Origin of the sequence: Dactylosporangium aurantiacum (genome assembly GCF_000716715.1) — a bacterium.
Taxonomy (GTDB): Bacteria; Actinomycetota; Actinomycetes; order Mycobacteriales; family Micromonosporaceae; genus Dactylosporangium; species Dactylosporangium aurantiacum.
In genome coordinates, this window is sequence record NZ_JNYJ01000019.1 from 113980 (window position 1) to 132972 (window position 18993).

Below are 18993 nucleotides of genomic sequence, written 5' to 3' on the forward strand. Positions count from 1 at the left end.
GCTCATCGTGCACCTTTCAACTCGTCGACCCACTGCCGCACCGCCTGGGCGGTCGAGCCGGCGTGGTGCTCCATCATCGTGAAGTGGTTGCCGGGCACGTCCTGTGCCGTGTCCGCGTCCTGCCAGGACGTCTGCCATTCGTGCCGCGCGTACGGCTGCCCGTCGGGTCCGGCGGCGACGATCGGCTCGGAGGAGCGCAGCAGCAGCGTCGGGGTGCTCAGCGGCGCCGGCCGCCAGCCGCCGAACAGGTCGAAGTACCAGCTCATCGCGGTCAGCCGGGCCGAGTCGAGGGTGGTGAACAGCCCTTGCCGGTCGAACATGCCGTCGATGAGCTCGGCCTGGAACTTGGCGAGGGGCGAGTCCTCCGTCGCCGGGTACGTGTCGAGCAGGACCACGCCGGCGGCGGGGCTGCCCAGCTCGTGCAGCCGGCTCGCGGCGGCGTGGGCGAGCAGCCCGCCGCCGGAGGAGCCGAGCAGGACCGCGGGCCGGTCGCCGACGCACTCGCGGACCAGCTCGGCCTGCATCTCGGTGACGGTCTCCCAGGTGGCGGGGAGCCGCTCGCCGGTGAGGAAGCCCGGCACCGACAGTGCCCACACGTCGTAGGTGTCGCGCAGGTTGGCGGCCAGGCGCGCGTACTGGTGCACGCCGGCGAGCGCGACGAACGAGCTGAAGCAGACGAGCACCGGCCGGGCCGGGCCGGACGCGAGCTTGACCGGCTGGAGCTCGCGGCCGAAGTCGGCGCGGGCCTTGAACGTGGGGCGCAGCGCGGCGGCGGCGCGCAGCAGCGCGTAGCCCTGGTCGACCCGGCCGTTGCGGCAGGCGTCGCGGAACAACGCCCCGATGCCGTCCTCCGTGCCGGTGTCCTGCCGCTGGTCGTGGTCGGCGCCGCCGGCGGCCGGGGCCGGTGCCGGCTCGGCCGGGTGCAGGGCGAGCTCGCCGAGCAGGTGCGTGGCGAGCGCGGCCGGGGTCGGGTGGTCGAACACCAGCGTCGGGGGCAGCCGCAGCCCGGTGGCGGCGCCGATCCGGTTGCGCAGCTCGACCGCGGTGAGCGAGTCGAACCCCGCCTCCAGCAGGCTCTGCGCGGGCGGCACGGCGTCGGGGGTGGTGAAGCCGAGCACCGCGGCGACCTGCGCCCGGACGAAGTCGAGCAGCAGTGTCTCGCGGGCCTCGGGGGTCTGGCCGGCGAGCCGCTGCGCGAGCGGCACCGCGCCGGTGGCCGCGCGGGCGGCGGCGGCGCGCCGGGCGGGGGCGCGGACCAGGCCGCGCAGCAGCGGCGCCAGGCCGTCGCCGAGGGTCCGCAGCGTCGGCAGGTCCAGCAGGAGCGGCACGGCGAGGGGTTCGGCGCGGCCGATCGCGGCGTCGAACAGTGCCAGGCCGCGCCCGGCGTCCAGCGGCAGCAGGCCGCCGCGGGACATGCGGCGCAGGTCGGCGTCGGTCAGCTCGCCGGTCATGCCGCTCGCGGTGGCCCACGGCCCCCAGGCGAGCGCGGTGGCGGGCAGGCCCCGCGCGGCCCGGCGCCGCGCCCACGCGTCGAGGTAGGCGTTCGCGGCGGCGTAGTTGGCCTGCCCGGCGCCGCCGACGAGCCCGGACACCGACGAGTACACGGCGAACACGGCCAGGTCGTGCCCGGCGGTCAGCTCGTCGAGGTGGGTGACGGCGTCGACCTTGGGGCGCAGGACCGCGGACAGGCGGGCGGTGTCGAGGCCGCCGACGGTGCCGTCGTCGAGGATGCCGGCGGTGTGCACGACCGCGGTGAGCGGCCGGTCGGCGGGCACGGCCGCGACGAGCGCGGCGACCTGGTCCCGGTCGGTGACGTCGCAGGCGGCGATGGTGACCTCGGCGCCGAGCGCGGTGAGCTCGGCGCGCAGCCGTTCGGCGCCGGCGGCCCGTTCGCCGCCGCGGCTGGCCAGCAGCAGGTGCCGGATGCCGTGCCGGGTGACGAGGTGGCGGGCGACGTGGGCGCCGAGGCCGCCGGTGCCGCCGGTGACGAGCGCGGTGTGCTGCGGGCGCAGCGGCGCCGGGAACGTGAGGACGACCTTGCCGACGTGCCGGGTCTGGCTGACGTAGCGGAACGCGTCGCGGGCCCGGCGCACGTCCCAGGCGGTCACCGGCAGCGGGGTGAGGACCCCCCGCTCGAACAGGGCGACCAGCTCGCGCAGCATGGCGCCGATACGGTCCGGCCCGGCCTCGATGAGGTCGAACGCGCGGTAGTGCACGCCCGGGTGGGCGGCGGCGACGGCGTCGGCGTCGCGGACGTCGGTCTTGCCCATCTCCAGGAACCGGCCGCCGCGCGGCAGCAGCCGCAGGGACGCGTCGACGTACTCGCGGGCGAGGGCGTTGAGGACGAGGTCGACGCCGTCGCCGCCGGTCAGCTCCAGGAACCGCGGCTCGAACGCGAGCGTCCGCGACGAGGCCAGGTTGGTGGCCGGGACGCCGAGGCCGCGGACCACCGGCCACTTGCCGGTGCCGGCGGTGGCGAGGACCTCGGCGCCGAGGTGCCGGGCGAGCTGCACGGCGGCCATGCCGACGCCGCCGGCCGCGGCGTGCACCAGGACCCGTTCGCCGGGGCGCAGCCCGCCGAGGTCGACGAGGGCGTAGTACGCGGTGAGGAACACCAGCGGCACCGACGCGGCCTGCGCGGTGGACCAGCCGTCGGGGACGGCGACGATCATGCGGTGGTCGGCGACGGCGACGGGGCCGAACGCGCCGGGGAACATGCCCATGACCCGGTCGCCGACGGCGAACCCGGTGACGCCGGGCCCGACCTCGGTGACGACGCCGGCGCCCTCCTGGCCGAGGGATCCCGCGTCGCCCGGGTACATGCCGAGGGCGTTGAGCACGTCGCGGAAGTTGACGCCGCCGGCGCGCACGGCGATGCGGACCTGACCGGGGCGCAGCGCGCCGGCGGCCTCGGCGGCGGGTTCGGCGGTGAGGCCGTCGATGGCGCCGTCGTCGCCGGGTGCCAGCCGCCACGGGCCGTCGGGCGGGGTGAGTTCCTCGGTGCCGTCGACGGTCGCGAGGCGCGGGATGCGGGCGGTGCCGCCCTGCAACAGCAGGGCCGGTTCGCCGGTGGCGAGGGCGGCGGGCAGCGCGGCGAGGGAGTCGGTGGCGCTGTCGACGTCGGCGAGGACGAAGCGGCCCGGGTGCTCCGTCTGGGCGGAGCGGACCAGGCCGTGCACGGCCGCGGCGGCGGGGTCGCGCACGTCGTCGCCGACGGCGTCGCGGGTGAGGAACACCAGTTGTGACCCGCCGAACGCGGGGTGCTCCAGCCACTCCTGGACGGCGGTGAGGGCCCGCCCGGCGAGCGCGTGCGCCGAGGCGGCCGTCGCGTCGCCGGCGCTGACGAGGAAGACGGCGGACGGCACGCGGGCGCCGTTGGCGGCGGCCGCGGCGAGGGCCGTCAGGTCGGCGTAGGTCTCCAGGTGGACGCCGGCGGCGTCGGCGGCGGCGCCGAAGCCGAGCGGGTCGTCGCCGACGACGGCCCAGCGGCGCGGCCCGGGGTCGGCGGCCGGCAGGCGCAGCGCCGGCCAGTCCAGCCGCAGCAGCCCGTCGGCGACGGGAGCCGCGGGCGGGGCCGCGGCCAGCTCCCGCAGGGTCAGTGACGCCACCGTCGCGACGGGGGCGCCGGCCGGGTCGGTGACGGTGAGCGCGACGGCGTCGGTGCCGAGGGTCCGCAGCCGTACCCGCAGCCGGGTGGCGCCGGTGGCGTGGACGGTGACCCCGGTCCACGCGAACGGGAGCCGGCCCCGGTCGGTGCGGCCGAGGCCGGTGAACGCGACGGCGTGCAGCGCCGCGTCGAGCAGCGCCGGGTGGACGGTGAACCGGTCGGCGTCCTGCGCGGCCGGCTCGGGCAGGGCGACCTCGGCGTAGACGTCGTCGCCGGCCCGCCACACGGCCCGCAGGCCCTGGAAGGTGGGGCCGTAACGGAACCCGGCGGTGGCGAGGGCGGCGTAGAACCCGTCGAGGGGCTGCGGCTGCGCGCCGGCCGGTGGCCACACCGGGTCGGGGTCGCCGGCGACGTCGCCGCGGCGGTCCGCCGTGCCGGTGGTCAGCAGGCCGGTGGCGTGCAGCGTCCACGGCTGGTCGCTGCCGGCGGGCCGGGCGTGGATGGTGAGCGGGCGGTCACCGGTGTCACCGGCGGGCGGGTCGACGCGGACCTGGACCTCGGCGGCGCCGCGGTCGGGCAGGGTCAGCGGCGCGGCGAGGGTGAGCTCGTCGACGGTCGGGCGGCCGACCTCGTCGCCGGCCCGCAGCGCCAGCTCCAGCAGGGCGGTGCCGGGGACGATGACCGCGCCGGGGAGGGCGTGGTCGGCGAGCCACGGGTGGGTACGGGTCGACAGCCGGCCGGTGAGCACGACGGTGCCGGTGTCGGCGAGGGTGACGGCGGCGCCGAGCAGCGGGTGGTCGGCGCTGCCGAGCCCGGCCCCGGCGAGCCCGGCGGCGGCGCCGGTGCCGGGGCGCGGCCAGAACCGGGTGCGTTGGAACGGGTACGTGGGCAGGTCGGCGGGGCGGGCGCCGGGGATGGTGAAGGCGGCGGCCCGGTCGAGGCTGACCCCGGCGGTGACGAGCTGGGCGGCGCCGCGCAGGAACGCCTCGGTCTCCGGCCGGTCCCGCCGGGACAGCGCGACGCAGGTCGCGTCCTGCGGCAGGCTGTCCTGGGCCATGGCGGTGAGCACCGCGTCCGGGCCGACCTCGACGTAGCGGCTGTACCCGGCGGCGTGCAGGGCGGTGATCCCGTCGGCGAAGCGGACCGCCTCGCGCACGTGCCGCACCCAGTACCCGGGGTCGGCGAGCTCGGCGCCGGCGAACGTGCCGGTGAGGTTGCTGATCACCGGCAGCCGCGGCGGGTGGTAGGCGACGGTGGCGGCGACCCGGCCGAACTCGGCGAGCATGCCGTCCATCCGCGGGGAGTGGAACGCGTGCGAGACCCGCAGCCGCCGGGTACGCCGGCCCGCCGCGGCGAAGTGGGCGGCGATCCGCTCGACGGCGGTCTCGTCGCCGGAGACGACGACGGCGTGCGGCCCGTTGACCGCGGCGATCCCCACCCCCGCACCGGCCCCGGCGGCCGCGTCGGGCAGCAGGGGCAGCACCTCGTCCTCGGCCGCCTGCAGCGCGACCATGGCGCCACCGGCGGGCAGGGCCTGCATGAGGGCGGCCCGGGCGGCGACGAGCCGGACCGCGTCGTCGAGGTCGAACACCCCGGCCACGTGGGCGGCGACGAGCTCGCCGACGGAGTGGCCGATGAGCGCGTCGGCGGGCAGCCCGATCGACTCGGCGAGACGGTACATCGCCAGCTCGAACGCGAACAGGGCGGGCTGGGTGTTGCCGGTGCGGTCCAGGGCGTCGCCGCCGGCGAAGGCGACCTCGCGCAGCGGGCGTTCGAGGACGGTGTCGAAGCGGGCGCAGGCGTCGTCGAACGCGGCGGCGAACACCGGGTGGGTGGCGTACAGCTGCGCGCCCATGCCGGCGCGCTGCGCGCCCTGGCCGGTGAACAGGGCGGCGGTGCGGCCGGGCCGGGCGGTGGCGGCGCGGACCAGGGCCGGGTGGCCGGTGCCGGCGGCGAGTGCGCGCAGGCCGGCGACGAGGTCGTGGTGGCCGGTGCCGACGACGGCGGCGCGGTCGGTGAGCAGTGCCCTGCCGGTGGCGAGGGTCGCGGCGACACCGGCCGGGTCCGGCCGCGGGTCGCGGTCGAGGTGCTCGGCGAGCGCCGCGGCCTGGGCGGCGAGCGCGGCCTCGCCCCGGGCGGACAGCAGCAGCGCGACCGGTCCGGCGGGCGGTGCCGGTACCCCTGCCGCATCCGCTGCCGGGGGTGCCTCTTCCAGGATGAGGTGGGCGTTGGTGCCGCTGATCCCGAACGCGGACACGCCGGCGCGCCGGGGTCCCCGCGCCGGCTGCCAGTCGGTGGCTTCGGTGACGAGCCGGACCGCGCCGGCGCTCCAGTCGACGTGGGTGGAGGGTGTGGCGGCGTGCAGGGTCGGCGGCAGGGTCCGGTGCCGGAGCGCCTGGACGGCCTTGATGACCCCGGCGACCCCGGCGGCGGCCTGGGTGTGGCCGATGTTCGACTTGACCGAGCCGAGCCACAGTGGACGGTCGGCGGGCCGGTCCTGGCCGTAGGTCGCGAGGAGGGCCTGCGCCTCGATGGGGTCGCCGAGGCTGGTGCCGGTGCCGTGCGCCTCGACGAGGTCGACGTCGGCGGCGCGTAGCCCGGCGGTCGCGAGGACCTGCCGGATGAGCCGCTGCTGTGCGGGGCCGTTGGGGGCGGTGAGGCCGTTGGAGGCGCCGTCCTGGTTGACGCCGCCGGCGCGCAGGACGGCGAGGACGGTGTGGCCGTTGCGCTGCGCGTCGCTGAGCCGTTCGAGCAGGACGAGGCCGGCGCCCTCGCCCCAGTTGGTGCCGTCGGCGTCGGCGGCGAACGCCTTGCAGCGCCCGTCGGTGGCGAGGCCCCGCTGGCGGCTGAACGCGATGAACGACCCGGGGGTGGTCATGACGGTGACGCCGCCGGCGAGGGCGAGCTCGCACTCGCCGTTGCGCAGCGCCTGCGCGGCCCAGTGCATCGCGACCAGCGACGAGGAGCAGGCGGTGTCGACGGTGACGGCGGGGCCTTCCAGGCCGAGGGTGTAGGAGATGCGGCCGGACATGACGGCGGCGGTGTTGCCGGTGCCGACGTAGCCCTCGTCGAACGCGGACGCGGCGGCGAGGGTCGCGATGTAGTCCTGGCCGTTGGTGCCGGCGAACACGCCGACCCGTTCCCCGCGGACGGACAGCGGGTCGATGCCGGCCCGTTCGAACGCCTCCCACGCGACCTCGAGCAGCAGCCGCTGCTGCGGGTCCATGGTGAGCGCCTCGCGTGGGGAGATGCCGAAGAACTGCGGGTCGAAGTCGGCGACGCCGGTGAGGAAGCCGCCTTCGCGGACGTAGGAGGTGCCGGCGTGGTCGGGGTCGGGGTCGTAGATGCCGTCGAGGTCCCAGCCACGGTCCGCCGGGAACGCCGAGACGGCGTCGCCGCCCTCGACGACGAGGTCCCACAGCGCTTCGGGGCTGCTGACGCCGCCCGGGAACCGGCAGCTCATGCTGACGACGGCGATGGGTTCGTCGGTGTACGCCGGCGCCTGCGCCGCCGGCGCGGCCCGGTCGGCGAGGTCGCCGACCAGCTCGCTGGCGAGGTGCGCGGCGAGCGCGGTGGCGGTCGGGTGGTCGAACAGCAGGGTCGCCGGCAGCCGCAGCCCGGTGGCGGCGTTGAGGCGGTTGCGCAGCTCGACCGCGGTGAGCGAGTCGAAGCCGAGGTCCCGGAACGCCTGCTCGGCGTCGACGGCGTCGGCGCCGGCGTGCCCGAGGGCGGTCGCCGCCTCGGCCCGGACGAGTTCGAGCAGGGTGCCGGCGCGGTCGGCGGCGCTCATCGCGGCGAGCCGCTCGCGCAGGGTGCCGGCGGCGGCCGCGGCGGCCGGGTCGTCGGCGGTGTCGAGCGCGGCGATCTCGGGCAGGTCGCCGAGCAGCGGGCTGGGCCGGGACCCGGTGAACCCGGGCGCGAATCTGGCCCAGTCGACGTCGGCGACGGTGAGTGCCGTCTCGCCGGCGTCGAGCGCGGCCTGCAGGGCGCCGATCGCCAGCGCGGGGTCCAGCACGTGCAGGCCGCGGCGGCGCAGGAACTCCTCGGTGCCTTCCTCGGCGGTGACCATGCCGCCGCCGCCCCACGGCCCCCAGGCCACGGCGGTGCCGGTGCGGCCGAGGGCGCGGCGCTGCTGGGCGAGGCCGTCGAGGACGGCGTTGGCGGCCGCGTACGCCGCCTGGCCGCCGCTGCCCCAGGTCGCGGAGATCGAGGAGAACAGCACGAACGCGTCGAGGTCGCGGTCGGCGAGCAGTTCGGCGAGGTGGACGGCGCCGGCGGCCTTGGGCGCGTAGACGGCGGCGAAGTCCGCGGCGGTCATCCCGTCGAGGACCATCGACTGGGGCACACCGGCGGCGTGTACGACGACCCGCAGGTCGGGCAGGGTCGCCAGGAGCGCGGCGACGGCGGCGCGGTCGGCGACGTCGCAGGCGGGCATGCTGACCCGGACGCCGAGGGCCTCGAGCTCGGCGCGCAGCCGGGCGGCGCCGGGGCCGGCGTCGCCGCGGCGACTGGTGAGGACGAGGTGCTCGGCGCCGCCGCGGGCGAGCCAGCGGGCGACGTGCCCGCCGAGGGCGCCGGTGCCGCCGGTGACGAGGGCGGTGCCGCGCGGGCGCCAGCTGGGTTCGCCGGTGGGGCGCGGCGGGGCGGGGGCGTGCACGAGGCGCCGGACGAAGACCCCGGAGCCGCGCAGCGCGACCTGGTCCTCGCCGCCGGCGGCGGCCAGGACGCCGGCGAGGCGCTGGACGGTGCGGTCGTCGACGGTGCCGGGCAGGTCGACGAGGCCGCCCCAGCGGTGCGGGTACTCCAGGGCGGCGGCCCGGCCGAGCCCCCAGACGCCGGCGTGGGCGGGTGAGCGCAGCGGGTCGGAGGCGCCGATGGACACCGCACCGCTGGTGAGGACCCACAGCCGGGCGTCGACGCCGGCGGTGCGCTGGATCAGGTCGGTGGTGGCGGCGACGGCGGCGGGCACGGGGCCGTCACCGGTGTCCTGCAGGGCGAGCAGCGACACGATCCCGGCGTGGTCGCCGTCGGGGACGTCGGTGACGGGCAGGGCGGTGGCGCCGGCGGCGGTGAGCGCGGCGGCGACCCGGTCCACGAGCGGGTCGGGGGTGCGGTGCAGGACGAGCCACGTGCCGGTGAGCGTCGCGGCCGGCTCGGCGGTGGCGGGGCGCCAGCGGACCTGGTACCGCCAGGTGTCCACGGTGGACTGTTCGGCGCGGCGGCGCCGCCAGGTGGCGAGGGCGGGCTGGACGGCGGCGAGGGCCTGCGGGTCGACCTGCAGGGCGCCGGCGAGGGCGTCGAGGTCGTCGACGGCGTCCCAGAACACGGCGTCGGCGGTGCCGGTGGCGGGGCTGGTCTTGGCCGGTTCGATGGTCGGCCAGTACTGCCGGTGCTGGAAGGCGTAGGTGGGCAGGTCGACGCGGCGCCCGCCGGTGAGGATCGCGGTCCAGTCCGGGGACCAGCCGTCGACGTGGGCGCGGGCGACGGCGGTCATCAGGGTGGTGGGTTCGTCGCGTCCCTTGCGCATCGCCGGGATGCCGTCGACCAGCGCGGACAGCACCCCGTCCGGGCCGACCTCCAGGAACTTCGTCACGCCCTTGGCTTTGAGCGTCTCTACGGCGTCGGCGAACCGCACCGTGCCCCGCAACTGGTCCAACCAGTAACCCGGTAGCGTCACGTCGCCGGTGGAGGTGGCGGCGATCGGGATCACCGGCGGGTGGAACGTCACCGTGCGCAGGACCTCGCGGAAGGCGGCCAGCATCCCGTCCATGCGCGCGGAGTGGAACGCGTGACTGACCCGCAGGCGCTTCGTTTTCGCGAACTTTTCGGCGACCGCGGTTACGGCGTCCTCGTCGCCGGAGACAACGATCGCGTCCGGGGCGTTGACCGCGGCGATCTCGGCGCCGTCGACCAGCGCGTCGCGGACCTCGGCCTCGGCCGCCTGGACGGCGATCATCGCGCCACCCGCCGGGAGCGCCTGCATCAACCCTCGCGCAGACCCTCGATCCGGGCACAGACCTCGTCATAGGCCGCCGCGAACACCGGATAGGCGTCGTAGAGGCCGCGGCCCATGCCGGACCACTGCGCGCCCTGCCCCGTGAACAGCATCGCGGTGCCGCCGGTGCGGGCCCTCCCCCGGATGACCGTGTCACCGAGCAGGACGGCCCGGTGGTCGAACATGGACCGGCCCGTGGCGAGGGAGTAGCCGACGTCGACCGGGTCGCGGTCCGTGACGGCCCGGACCCGGTCCAGCTGCGCGTCGAGGGCCTCGGGGGTCCGCGCCGACACCGGCCACGGCACCACCGGAAGCGCGGACGGCTCGGCGGGCGGGTCGGCGGGCGGCGCCTCTTCGAGGATGACGTGGGCGTTGGTGCCGCTCATCCCGAACGACGACACGCCGGCCCGGCGCGGACGGTCCGCGTCGGGCCAGGGCCGGGCCTCGGTGAGCAGCTCGACGTTGCCGGCGGTCCAGTCGACGTGCGGGGACGGTTCGGTGACGTGCAGGGTCCGCGGCAGCGTCCCGTGCCGCAGCGCCTGCACCATCTTGATCACGCCGCCGACGCCGGCGGCCGCCTGCGGGTGGCCGATGTTCGACTTCAGCGACCCGAGCCACAGTGGACGGTCGTCGGGGCGGTCCTGGCCGTAGGTGGCCAGCAGCGCCTGGGCCTCGATCGGGTCGCCGAGCGGGGTGCCGGTGCCGTGCGCCTCGACGGCGTCGACGTCGGCGGCGCCGAGGCGGGCGCTGGCCAGGGCACGGCGGATGACGCGCTGCTGGGCGGGGCCGTTCGGGGCGGTGAGCCCGTTGGAGGCGCCGTCCTGGTTGACGGCGCTGCCGCGGATGACGGCGAGGACGGTGTGCCCGTTGCGCCGCGCGTCGCTGAGCCGTTCGAGCAGGACCATGCCGGCGCCTTCGGACCAGCTGGCGCCGTCGGCGGCGGCGGAGAACGGCTTGCACCGGCCGTCGGGGGCGAGGGCCCGCTGCCGGCTGTAGTCGATGAGCGACACCGGGGTCGACATGACGGTGACGCCGCCGGCGAGGGCGAGGGTGCAGTCGCCGGCCCGCAGCGACTGGATCGCCCAGTGCAGCGCGACGAGCGACGACGAGCACGCGGTGTCCACGGACACGGCGGGTCCTTCGAGCCCGAACGTGTACGCGATCCGGCCGGACAGGACGCTGAAGGAGTTGCCGCTGCCGATGAGGCCCTCCGCGGACTCCTTCGCGAGCATCAGCAGGCCGACGTAGTCCTGGTAGGTGACGCCGGCGAACACGCCGGTCTGGCTGCCGCGCAGCGACACCGGGTCGATCCCGGCATGCTCGACGGCCTCCCACGACGTCTCCAGCAGCAGCCGGTGCTGCGGGTCCATGGCGAGCGCCTCGCGGGGCGAGATGCCGAAGAACGCGGGGTCGAAGTCGCCGGCGTCGTGCAGGAAGCCGCCGCCCTGCGCGTAGCAGGTGCCGGGCGCGTCCGGGTCCGGGTCGTACAGCGCCTCGACGTCCCAGCCGCGGTTCGTCGGGAACGGCGTGATGGCGTCGCCGCCGGCCATGACGAGCCGCCACAGGTCGTCGGCGCTGTTGACGTCGCCCGGGTAGCGGCACGCCATGCCGACGATCGCGATCGGCTCGTCGACGGTGGCGGGCCCGGCCTGCGGTTCGGCGCCGGTGTCCGGCCCGCCGAGCAGCTCGTGGCGCAGGTGCGCGGCGGCGGCGGCCGGGGTCGGGTGGTCGAAGACGAGCGTGGCGGGCAGCCGGATCCCGGTCGCCTCGGTGAGGGCGTTGCGCAGCTCGACGGCGGTGAGCGAGTTGATGCCGAGGTTCTGGAACGGCTGGTCGGCGTCGACGGCGGCCGGGTCGGCGTAGCCGAGGACGGCGGCGGTGTGCTCCCGGACCAGGTCGGTGAGGGCGGTCCGCTGCTCGGTGTCGGTGCGGCCGGCGAGCCGGGCGGTGAGGGCGTTGCCGGTCGGGGCGGTGGCCGCGGCCGACCGCCGGCGAGGCTCGGCCGTGGTCCGTGTCGTTTGCGTCTGTACGGTCACCGCCGGCCCCCCGGTCGGCGCTTCGCCGGTCGGCCGCATGACGAGGGCGTCGACGGTGACGACGGGGGCGCCGGTCGGGTCGGTGGCGAGGATGGCGACGGCGCCGGGCCGGCCGGTCGGGGTGAGCCGGACCCGCAGCCGGCGGGCGCCGGTGGCGTGCAGCGTGCACCCGTTCCACGCGAACGGCAACAGGTCCCCGTCGAGGCCCGGCAGGGCGCCGAGGGCGAGGCCGTGCAGGGCCGCGTCGAGCAGCGCGGGGCGCAGCCCGAAGGCGTCGTCGCCGGGCTGCGGCTCGACGTCGACGTCGGCGTAGAGGCTGTCGCCGGCCCGCCACGCGGCGCGCAGTCCGCGGAACGCGGGGCCGTAGGCGAAGCCGGCGTCGGCCCACCGTTCGTACAGGGTGTCCACGGCGACGGGTTCGGCGCCGGCCGGCGGCCACTGCGCCAGCCGGTCGGCGGTGCCCGCGGGCGCGGTGGAGGCGCTGCCGTGGGCGTGCCGGGTCCAGGGTCCGCCGCCGGTGCGGCTGGACACGGTGACGGGCCGGGACCCGAGCCGGTCGGCGGCGCCGACGGCGACCTGCAGCTCCAGCGGCCCGTCGGCGGGCACGGGCAGGGACGCTTCGAGGACGAGCTCGTCGAGGCGGTCGCAGCCGGCCTCGTCGGCGGCGCGCACGGCGAGGTCGACGAGGACGGCGCCGGGGACGTACGCGACGCCGTGCACGACGTGCTGGGCCAGCCACGGGTGCCGCCGGGTGTCGGCGGTGCCGGTGACGAGGATCCCGTCGCCGCCGGCGACGGGGACGACGGCGTCCAGGAGCGGGTGCCCGATGCCGGGTCTGCCCGGGGCCGGGGTGTCGATCCAGTACCGCTGCCGCTGGAACGGGTACGTGGGCAGGTCGACGCGGCGCCCGCCGGCCAGGATCGCGGTCCAGTCCGGGGACCAGCCGGTGACGTGGGCGCGGGCGACGGCGGTCATCAGGGTGGTGGGTTCGTCGCGACCCTCGCGCATCGCGGGGATGCCGTCGACCAGCGCGGACAGGACTCCGTCGGGGCCGACCTCCAGGAACCGCGTGACGCCCTGTGTCCGGAGCCCGTCGACGGCGTCGGCGAACCGGACGGTGCCCCGCAACTGGTCCAACCAGTAGTCCGGGGTCGTCACGTCGCCGGTGGAGGTCGTGGCGATCGGGATCGCCGGCGGGTGGAACGTGACCGTCGACAGGATCTCGCGGAAGGCGTCGAGCATGCCGTCCATGCGCGCGGAGTGGAACGCGTGGCTGACCCGCAGCCGCTTGGTCCTGGCGAACCGTGCCGCGACGCTCAGCACCGCGTCCTCGTCGCCGGAGACGACGATCGCGTCCGGGGCGTTGACGGCGGCGATCTCGGCGCCGTCGACCAGCGCGTCGCGGACCTCGGCCTCGGCCGCCTGGACGGCGATCATCGCGCCACCCGCCGGGAGCGCCTGCATCAACACAGCGCGACCTCGACCGCGAACAGCGCCGGCTGCGTCCACCGCGTCTCGTCCAGCTCCGCGCCCTCGACCTCGCGCAGCCCTTCGATCCGGGCACAGACCTCGTCGTACGCCGCCGCGAACACCGGGTACGCGGCGTACAGGCCGCGGCCCATGCCGGACCACTGCGCGCCCTGCCCCGTGAACAGCATCGCCGTGCCGCCGTCGCGGGCCTTGCCCCGGATCACCGTGTCGCCGAGCAGGACCGCCCGGTGCTCCAGCGCGGACCGGCCGGTCGCCAGGGAGTGGCCGACGTCGACGGGGTGCAGGTCGGTGAGGGCCCGCACCTGGTCCAGCTGCGCGTCGAGCGCCTCGGCGGTGCGGGCCGACACCGGCCACGGCACCACGGGCGGCGTGTCGGGGTCGGCGGGGGCGTCGGCCGGTGCGGCCGCTTCGAGGATGACGTGCGCGTTGGTACCGGAGACGCCGAACGCGGACACGGCGGCGCGGCGGGGCCGGTCGACCGCGGGCCAGGGTCGGGCCTCGGTGAGCAGCTCGACGGCCCCCTCGGACCAGTCGACCTTGCTCGTCGGCGCGTCGACGTGCAGCGTGCGGGGCAGCAGCCCGTGCCGCAGCGCCATGACGGTCTTGATGACGCCGGCGACGCCGGCGGCGGCCTGGGTGTGGCCGATGTTCGACTTCAGCGACCCGAGCCACAGCGGGCGGTCGGCGGGCCGGTCCTGGCCGTAGGTGGCCAGCAGTGCCTGGGCCTCGATGGGGTCGCCGAGGCTGGTGCCGGTGCCGTGCGCCTCGACCGCGTCCACGTCGGAGGGTCGCAGGCCGGCGTCGGTGAGGGCGGCGCGGATGACCCGCTGCTGGGCGGGGCCGTTCGGGGCGGTGAGGCCGTTGGAGGCGCCGTCCTGGTTGACCGCCGAACCCTTCACGACGGCGAGGACGGGGTGGCCGTTGGCGACGGCGTCGCTGAGCCGTTCGACGAGGAGCAGGCCGGCGCCCTCGCCCCAGCCGGTGCCGTCGGCGCCGTCGGCGAACGCCCGGCAGCGGCCCTGCGCGGCGAGCCCGCCCTGCCGGCTGAACTCGGCGAACACGCCAGGGGTGGCCATGACGGTGACGCCGCCGGCGACGGCGAGGGCGCATTCGCCGCGCCGCAGCGCCTGCACGGCGAGGTGCAGGGCGACCAGCGACGACGAGCACGCGGTGTCGATCGTGACGGCGGGTCCTTCGAGGCCGTACGTGTAGGACAGCCGGCCGGACAGGACGCTGCCGGAGTTGCCGGTGAGCAGGTGCCCGGCGAGCTCGTCGGGGACGGTGGTGAGGTTCGACGCGTACCCGGACGGGGACGCGCCGACGAACACGCCGGTGGCGCTGCCCTTGAGGGTGGCCGGGTCGAGGCCGGCGCGTTCGAACAGCTCCCACGACGTCTCCAGCAGCAGCCGCTGCTGCGGGTCCATGGCGAGCGCCTCGCGGGGCGAGATGTTGAACAGCCCGGCGTCGAAGAGGGCGGCGGTGTCCAGGAACCCGCCCTCGGTGGTGGTGCTGCGGCCGTCGGGCTGCGGGCCGTACAGGCCGGCGACGTCCCAGCCGCGGTCGCCGGGCATGGCGGCGACCGCGTCGGTGCCGTCGACGACGAGCTGCCACAGGCCGGCGGCGTCGTCGGCGCCGCCGGGGAAGCGGCAGCTCATCGCGACGATCGCGATCGGCTCGTCCGCCCCGCCCGCCGGCAGGGCCGCCACGGCCGGGGCGGCGGTGGCGCCGTCGCCGAGGGTGGCGGCGAGGTGGCGGGCGACGGCGCGGGCGGTCGGGTGGTCGAAGACGAGGGTCATCGGCAGCCGCAGCCCGGTCGCCGCGCCGAGCCGGTTGCGCAGCTCGACGGCGGTGAGGGAGTCGAAGCCGAGCTCCCGGAACGGGCGCGCCGGGTCCAGGTCGGCCGCCGCGCCGAGGCGCAGGACGGCGGCGGCCTCGGCGCGGACGAGGTCGAGCAGCAGCGTGTCGCGTTGCGCGGCGGTCAGCGGCGCGAGGCGCTCGCGCAGCGCCGCGCTGCCCTGGTCCGCGCCGGTGGCGGTGGCGGCGGTCAGTTCCGCGACGCCGGGCAGGTCGCTGAGCAGCGGGCTGGGGCGGGCCGCGGTGAACGCGGGCACGAACCGGGTCCAGTCGACGTCGGCGACGGCGATGACGGCGTCGCGTCCGCCGGTGGCACCGGCGAGCGCGGCGAGGGCCGTCTCCGGCGGCATCGGCCGGATCCCGCGGCGCAGCAGCGCGTCGCGGCTGGTGTCGTCGGCGGCCATGCCGCTGCCGGCCCAGGCGCCCCACTGCACGGCGGTCGCGGTGAGGCCGCGGGCCCGGCGGTCCTCGGCGACGGCGTCGAGGACGGCGTTGCCGGCGGCGTACGCGGCCTGCCCGCCGCTGCCCCAGGCGGCGGCGATCGACGAGAACAGCACGAACGCGTCGAGGTCCCGGCCGGTGAGCAGCGCGTCGAGGTGCCGGGCCCCGGCGGCCTTGCCGGCGTAGACGGCGGCGAAGGCGGCGAGGTCCATGTCCGGCAGCGGCTGCGACTGTGGCAGCCCGGCGGCGTGCACGACGGCCCGGATCGGTCCGGCGGTCCCGGCCAGGGCCGTCTCGACCGTGGTGAGCATGGCGGCGACGGCGGCGCGGTCGGCGAGGTCGCAGGCGACGACGGTGACGCCGGCGCCGAGGGCGGCGAGGTCGGCGGTGAGGTCGGCGGCGCCGGGCGCGTCGGGGCCGCGGCGGCTGGCGAGGACGAGGTGGGTGGCGCCGCGGCCGGCGAGCCAGCGGGCGATCCGGCCGCCGAGGGCGCCGGTGCCGCCGGTGACCAGGACCGTGCCGGTGGGCCGCCAGTCGCCGGCGCCGGTCGTGGCGTCCGGTGCGGCGGTCAGGCGCCGGGCGAGGACGCCGCGCTTCCGGATCGCGAGCTGGTCCTCGGCGCCGCCGCCGTTGAGGACGGCCGCGAGCCGCCGCAGGGCCGCGTCGTCGAGGGCGTCCACCGGCGCGGGCAGGTCGACGAGGCCGCCCCAGCGGCCGGGATGTTCGAGGCCCACGACGCGGCCGAGGCCCCAGACGGCGGCCTGGTCGACGGCGCGGAGCGGGTCGTCCGGGCCGGTGGACACGGCACCGGTGGTGACGCACCACAGTGGGGTGGTGCCGTCGAGGTCGCCGAGGACTTGGGCGAGCAGCAGCGTCGCGGCCGTCCCTGCGGTCAGGTGCGGCTGGTCGGGGCGGGGCCGCTCGTCGAGGGCGAGCAGCGACAGGATGCCGGCGGGTGCCGGCACCACCGCCGATGCCGCGGCGAGCGTGGCCCGGTCCGCGGTGGCGGCGTCGACGGCCACCGGCGTGATGTCGAGCACTTCGCCGAGCCGGTCAGGCACGCGATATCCCTCGGGGATCAGCGCGAGCCACGGCTTGGACGCGGTCGCGGCGGCCGGTTCGATCGCCTTCCACGTCGTGCGGTACCGCCAGCCGGCGATCGCCGCGTCGGTGCGCCGCTCGGTGTGCCAGGCGGTGAGGGCGGGCAGCAGCGGGCCGAGGGTGCCCGGTTCGACGCGCAGGGTGGCGGCGAGGCCGTCGAGGTCGGCGTGCTCGACGGCGGCCCAGAACGGGCCGTCGAGGGTGCCGGCCGTGGCTGCGTCGAGCTTGAGGGTGGGCCAGAACCGGGTCCGCTGGAACGCGTAGGTCGGCAGGTCGACGGCGGCGCCGCGGCCGGCGAAGACGGTGCTCCAGTCGACGGTGCCGCCGGCGACCCACAGCTGCGCGAGCGCGGTGAGGAAGCGGGTGGGGCCGCCGTCGTCGCGGCGCAGGGTGCCGGTGACGACCGCGTCGGACCCGGCCGTGTCCAGGGTTTCCTGGACCCCGACGGTGACCACCGGGTGCGGGCTGACCTCGACGAACGCGGTGAACCCCTCGCCGGCGAGGGTGCGGATGACGGGTTCGAACTCGACGGTGTGCCGCAGGTTCGTGAACCAGTACGCCGCGGAGCCGGGCGCCACGTCGCCGGCGTCGCCGACCGTGGAGCGGAACGCGACCCGCGGCTCGGCGGGCCGGACCGGGGCGAGGACGTCGAGGAGCGTGTCGTGGATCGCCTCGACGTGCGCGGAGTGTGAGGCGTAGTCGACGTCGATGCGGCGGGCGCGCACGTCGTCGGCGGCGCAGGCGGCGAGCAGCTCGTCGATGGCGTCGACGTCGCCGGAGACGACGACCGAGGTGGGGCCGTTGACCGCGGCGACCGACAGCCGCCCGGCCCACCCGGTGATGCGCCGGTGCACGTCGTCGACGGGTGCGTTCACCGACATCATGCCGCCGCGTCCGGACAGCGCGAGCAGCGCCTGGCTGCGCAGCGCGACGACGCGGGCCGCGTCGGGCAGGGTGAGCAGCCCGGCGACGCAGGCGGCGGCGATCTCGCCCTGGCTGTGGCCGACGACGGCGGCGGGTTCGACGCCGTGCGCGCGCCACAGCTCGGCGAGCGACACCATGACCGCGAACAGGACCGGCTGGACGACGTCGACCCGGTCGAGCGACGGCGCGCCCGGGGCGCCGCGCAGGACGTCGGTGAGCCGCCAGTCGACGTACGGCCGCAGCGCCTCCTCGCACCGGCTGAGCTGGTCACGGAAGACGGGTGCGGTGTCGAGGAGCCCGACGGCCATGCCGGCCCACTGGGATCCCTGCCCGGGGAACAGGAACGCGACCTTCCCGGCCGGGGCGGCGTGGCCGGTGACGGCGCCGGTGGTGGGGGTGCCGGCGGCGAGGTCGGTGAGGTGCCGCAGCAGCGTGGCGCGGTCCTCGGCGGCGACGACCGCCCGGTGCGGGAGGGCGGCGCGGCCGGTGGCGAGGGTGTGGCCGACGTCGGCGGCGTCGAGGTCGGGCCGTGCGGTGAGGTACGCCCGGAGCCGGTCCGCCTGGGCGCGCAGCCCACCGGCGGAGCGGGCGGACAGCAGCCACGGCACCGCGGGCAGGGCTGTCGGCTCGGTGGTCGCCTCGGTTGGTGGTGCTTCCTCCAGGATCACGTGGGCGTTGGTGCCGGAGACGCCGAACGACGACACGCCGGCGCGGCGGGGCCGGTCGGTGGCGGGCCACGGCTGTGCCTCGGTCAGGATCTCGACCGCGCCCGACGTCCAGTCGACGTGTGACGAGGGTGCGGTGACGTGCAGGGTACGGGGCAACTTCTGGTGCTGCAGGGCGAGGATCATCTTCATGACCCCGGCGACGCCGGCCGCGGCCTGGGTGTGGCCGATGTTCGACTTCACCGACCCGAGCCACAGCGGCTCGGCGCGGTCCTGCCCGTACGTGGCGAGGAGCGCCTGCGCCTCGATCGGGTCGCCGAGGCTGGTGCCGGTGCCGTGCGCCTCGACCGCGTCCACATCAGCGGGTTCGAGGTCCGCGGTGGCGAGCGCGGCCCGGATCACCCGCTGCTGCGACGGGCCGTTCGGCGCGGTGAGACCGTTGGACGCGCCGTCCTGGTTGACGGCGGAGCCGCGGACGACGGCGAGGACCGGGTGGCCGTTGGCGACGGCGTCCGACAGCCGCTCCACCAGGAGCAGACCGACGCCCTCACCCCAACCGGTGCCGTCCGCGTCATCCGAGAACGCCTTGCACTCGCCGCGGTGCAGGGCCTGGACGGCGAGGTGCAGCGCGACCAGCGACGCGGAGCACGCCGTGTCGACGGTCACCGCGGGTCCTTCGAGGCCGAACGTGTAGGACAGGCGGCCGGAGACGACGCTGGCGGCGTTGCCGGTGCCCTGGTAGCCCTCGACGTTCTCGGTGGCGTGCGCGAGGACGGCGCCGTAGTCCTGGCCGTTGGTGCCGACGAACACGCCGGTCGCGCTGCCTTTGAGGGTGGCCGGGTCGATCCCGGCGCGTTCGAACACCTCCCACGACGTCTC

The 18993-nt window shown here is 77.0% G+C and carries 1 protein-coding gene and 1 pseudogene; both read right to left on the reverse strand.

Annotated elements, in window-relative coordinates; translation table 11 throughout:
- Positions 1-2: 2 nt before the first annotated feature.
- Complete coding sequence (locus OP18_RS59740; protein WP_052387096.1) at positions 3-9590, reverse strand: type I polyketide synthase; 9588 nt, start codon at positions 9588-9590, stop codon at positions 3-5.
- Positions 9590-18993: pseudogene (locus OP18_RS60755) on the reverse strand (beta-ketoacyl synthase N-terminal-like domain-containing protein); the annotation flags it as partial. The gene OP18_RS59740 and the pseudogene OP18_RS60755, both read right to left, overlap by 1 nt.

Bases quoted from the DNA above. Each gene is read 5' to 3' on its own strand.
- OP18_RS59740 (WP_052387096.1), bottom strand. From the start codon at position 9,590: ATGCAGGCGCTCCCGGCGGGTGGCGCGATGATCGCCGTCCAGGCGGCC.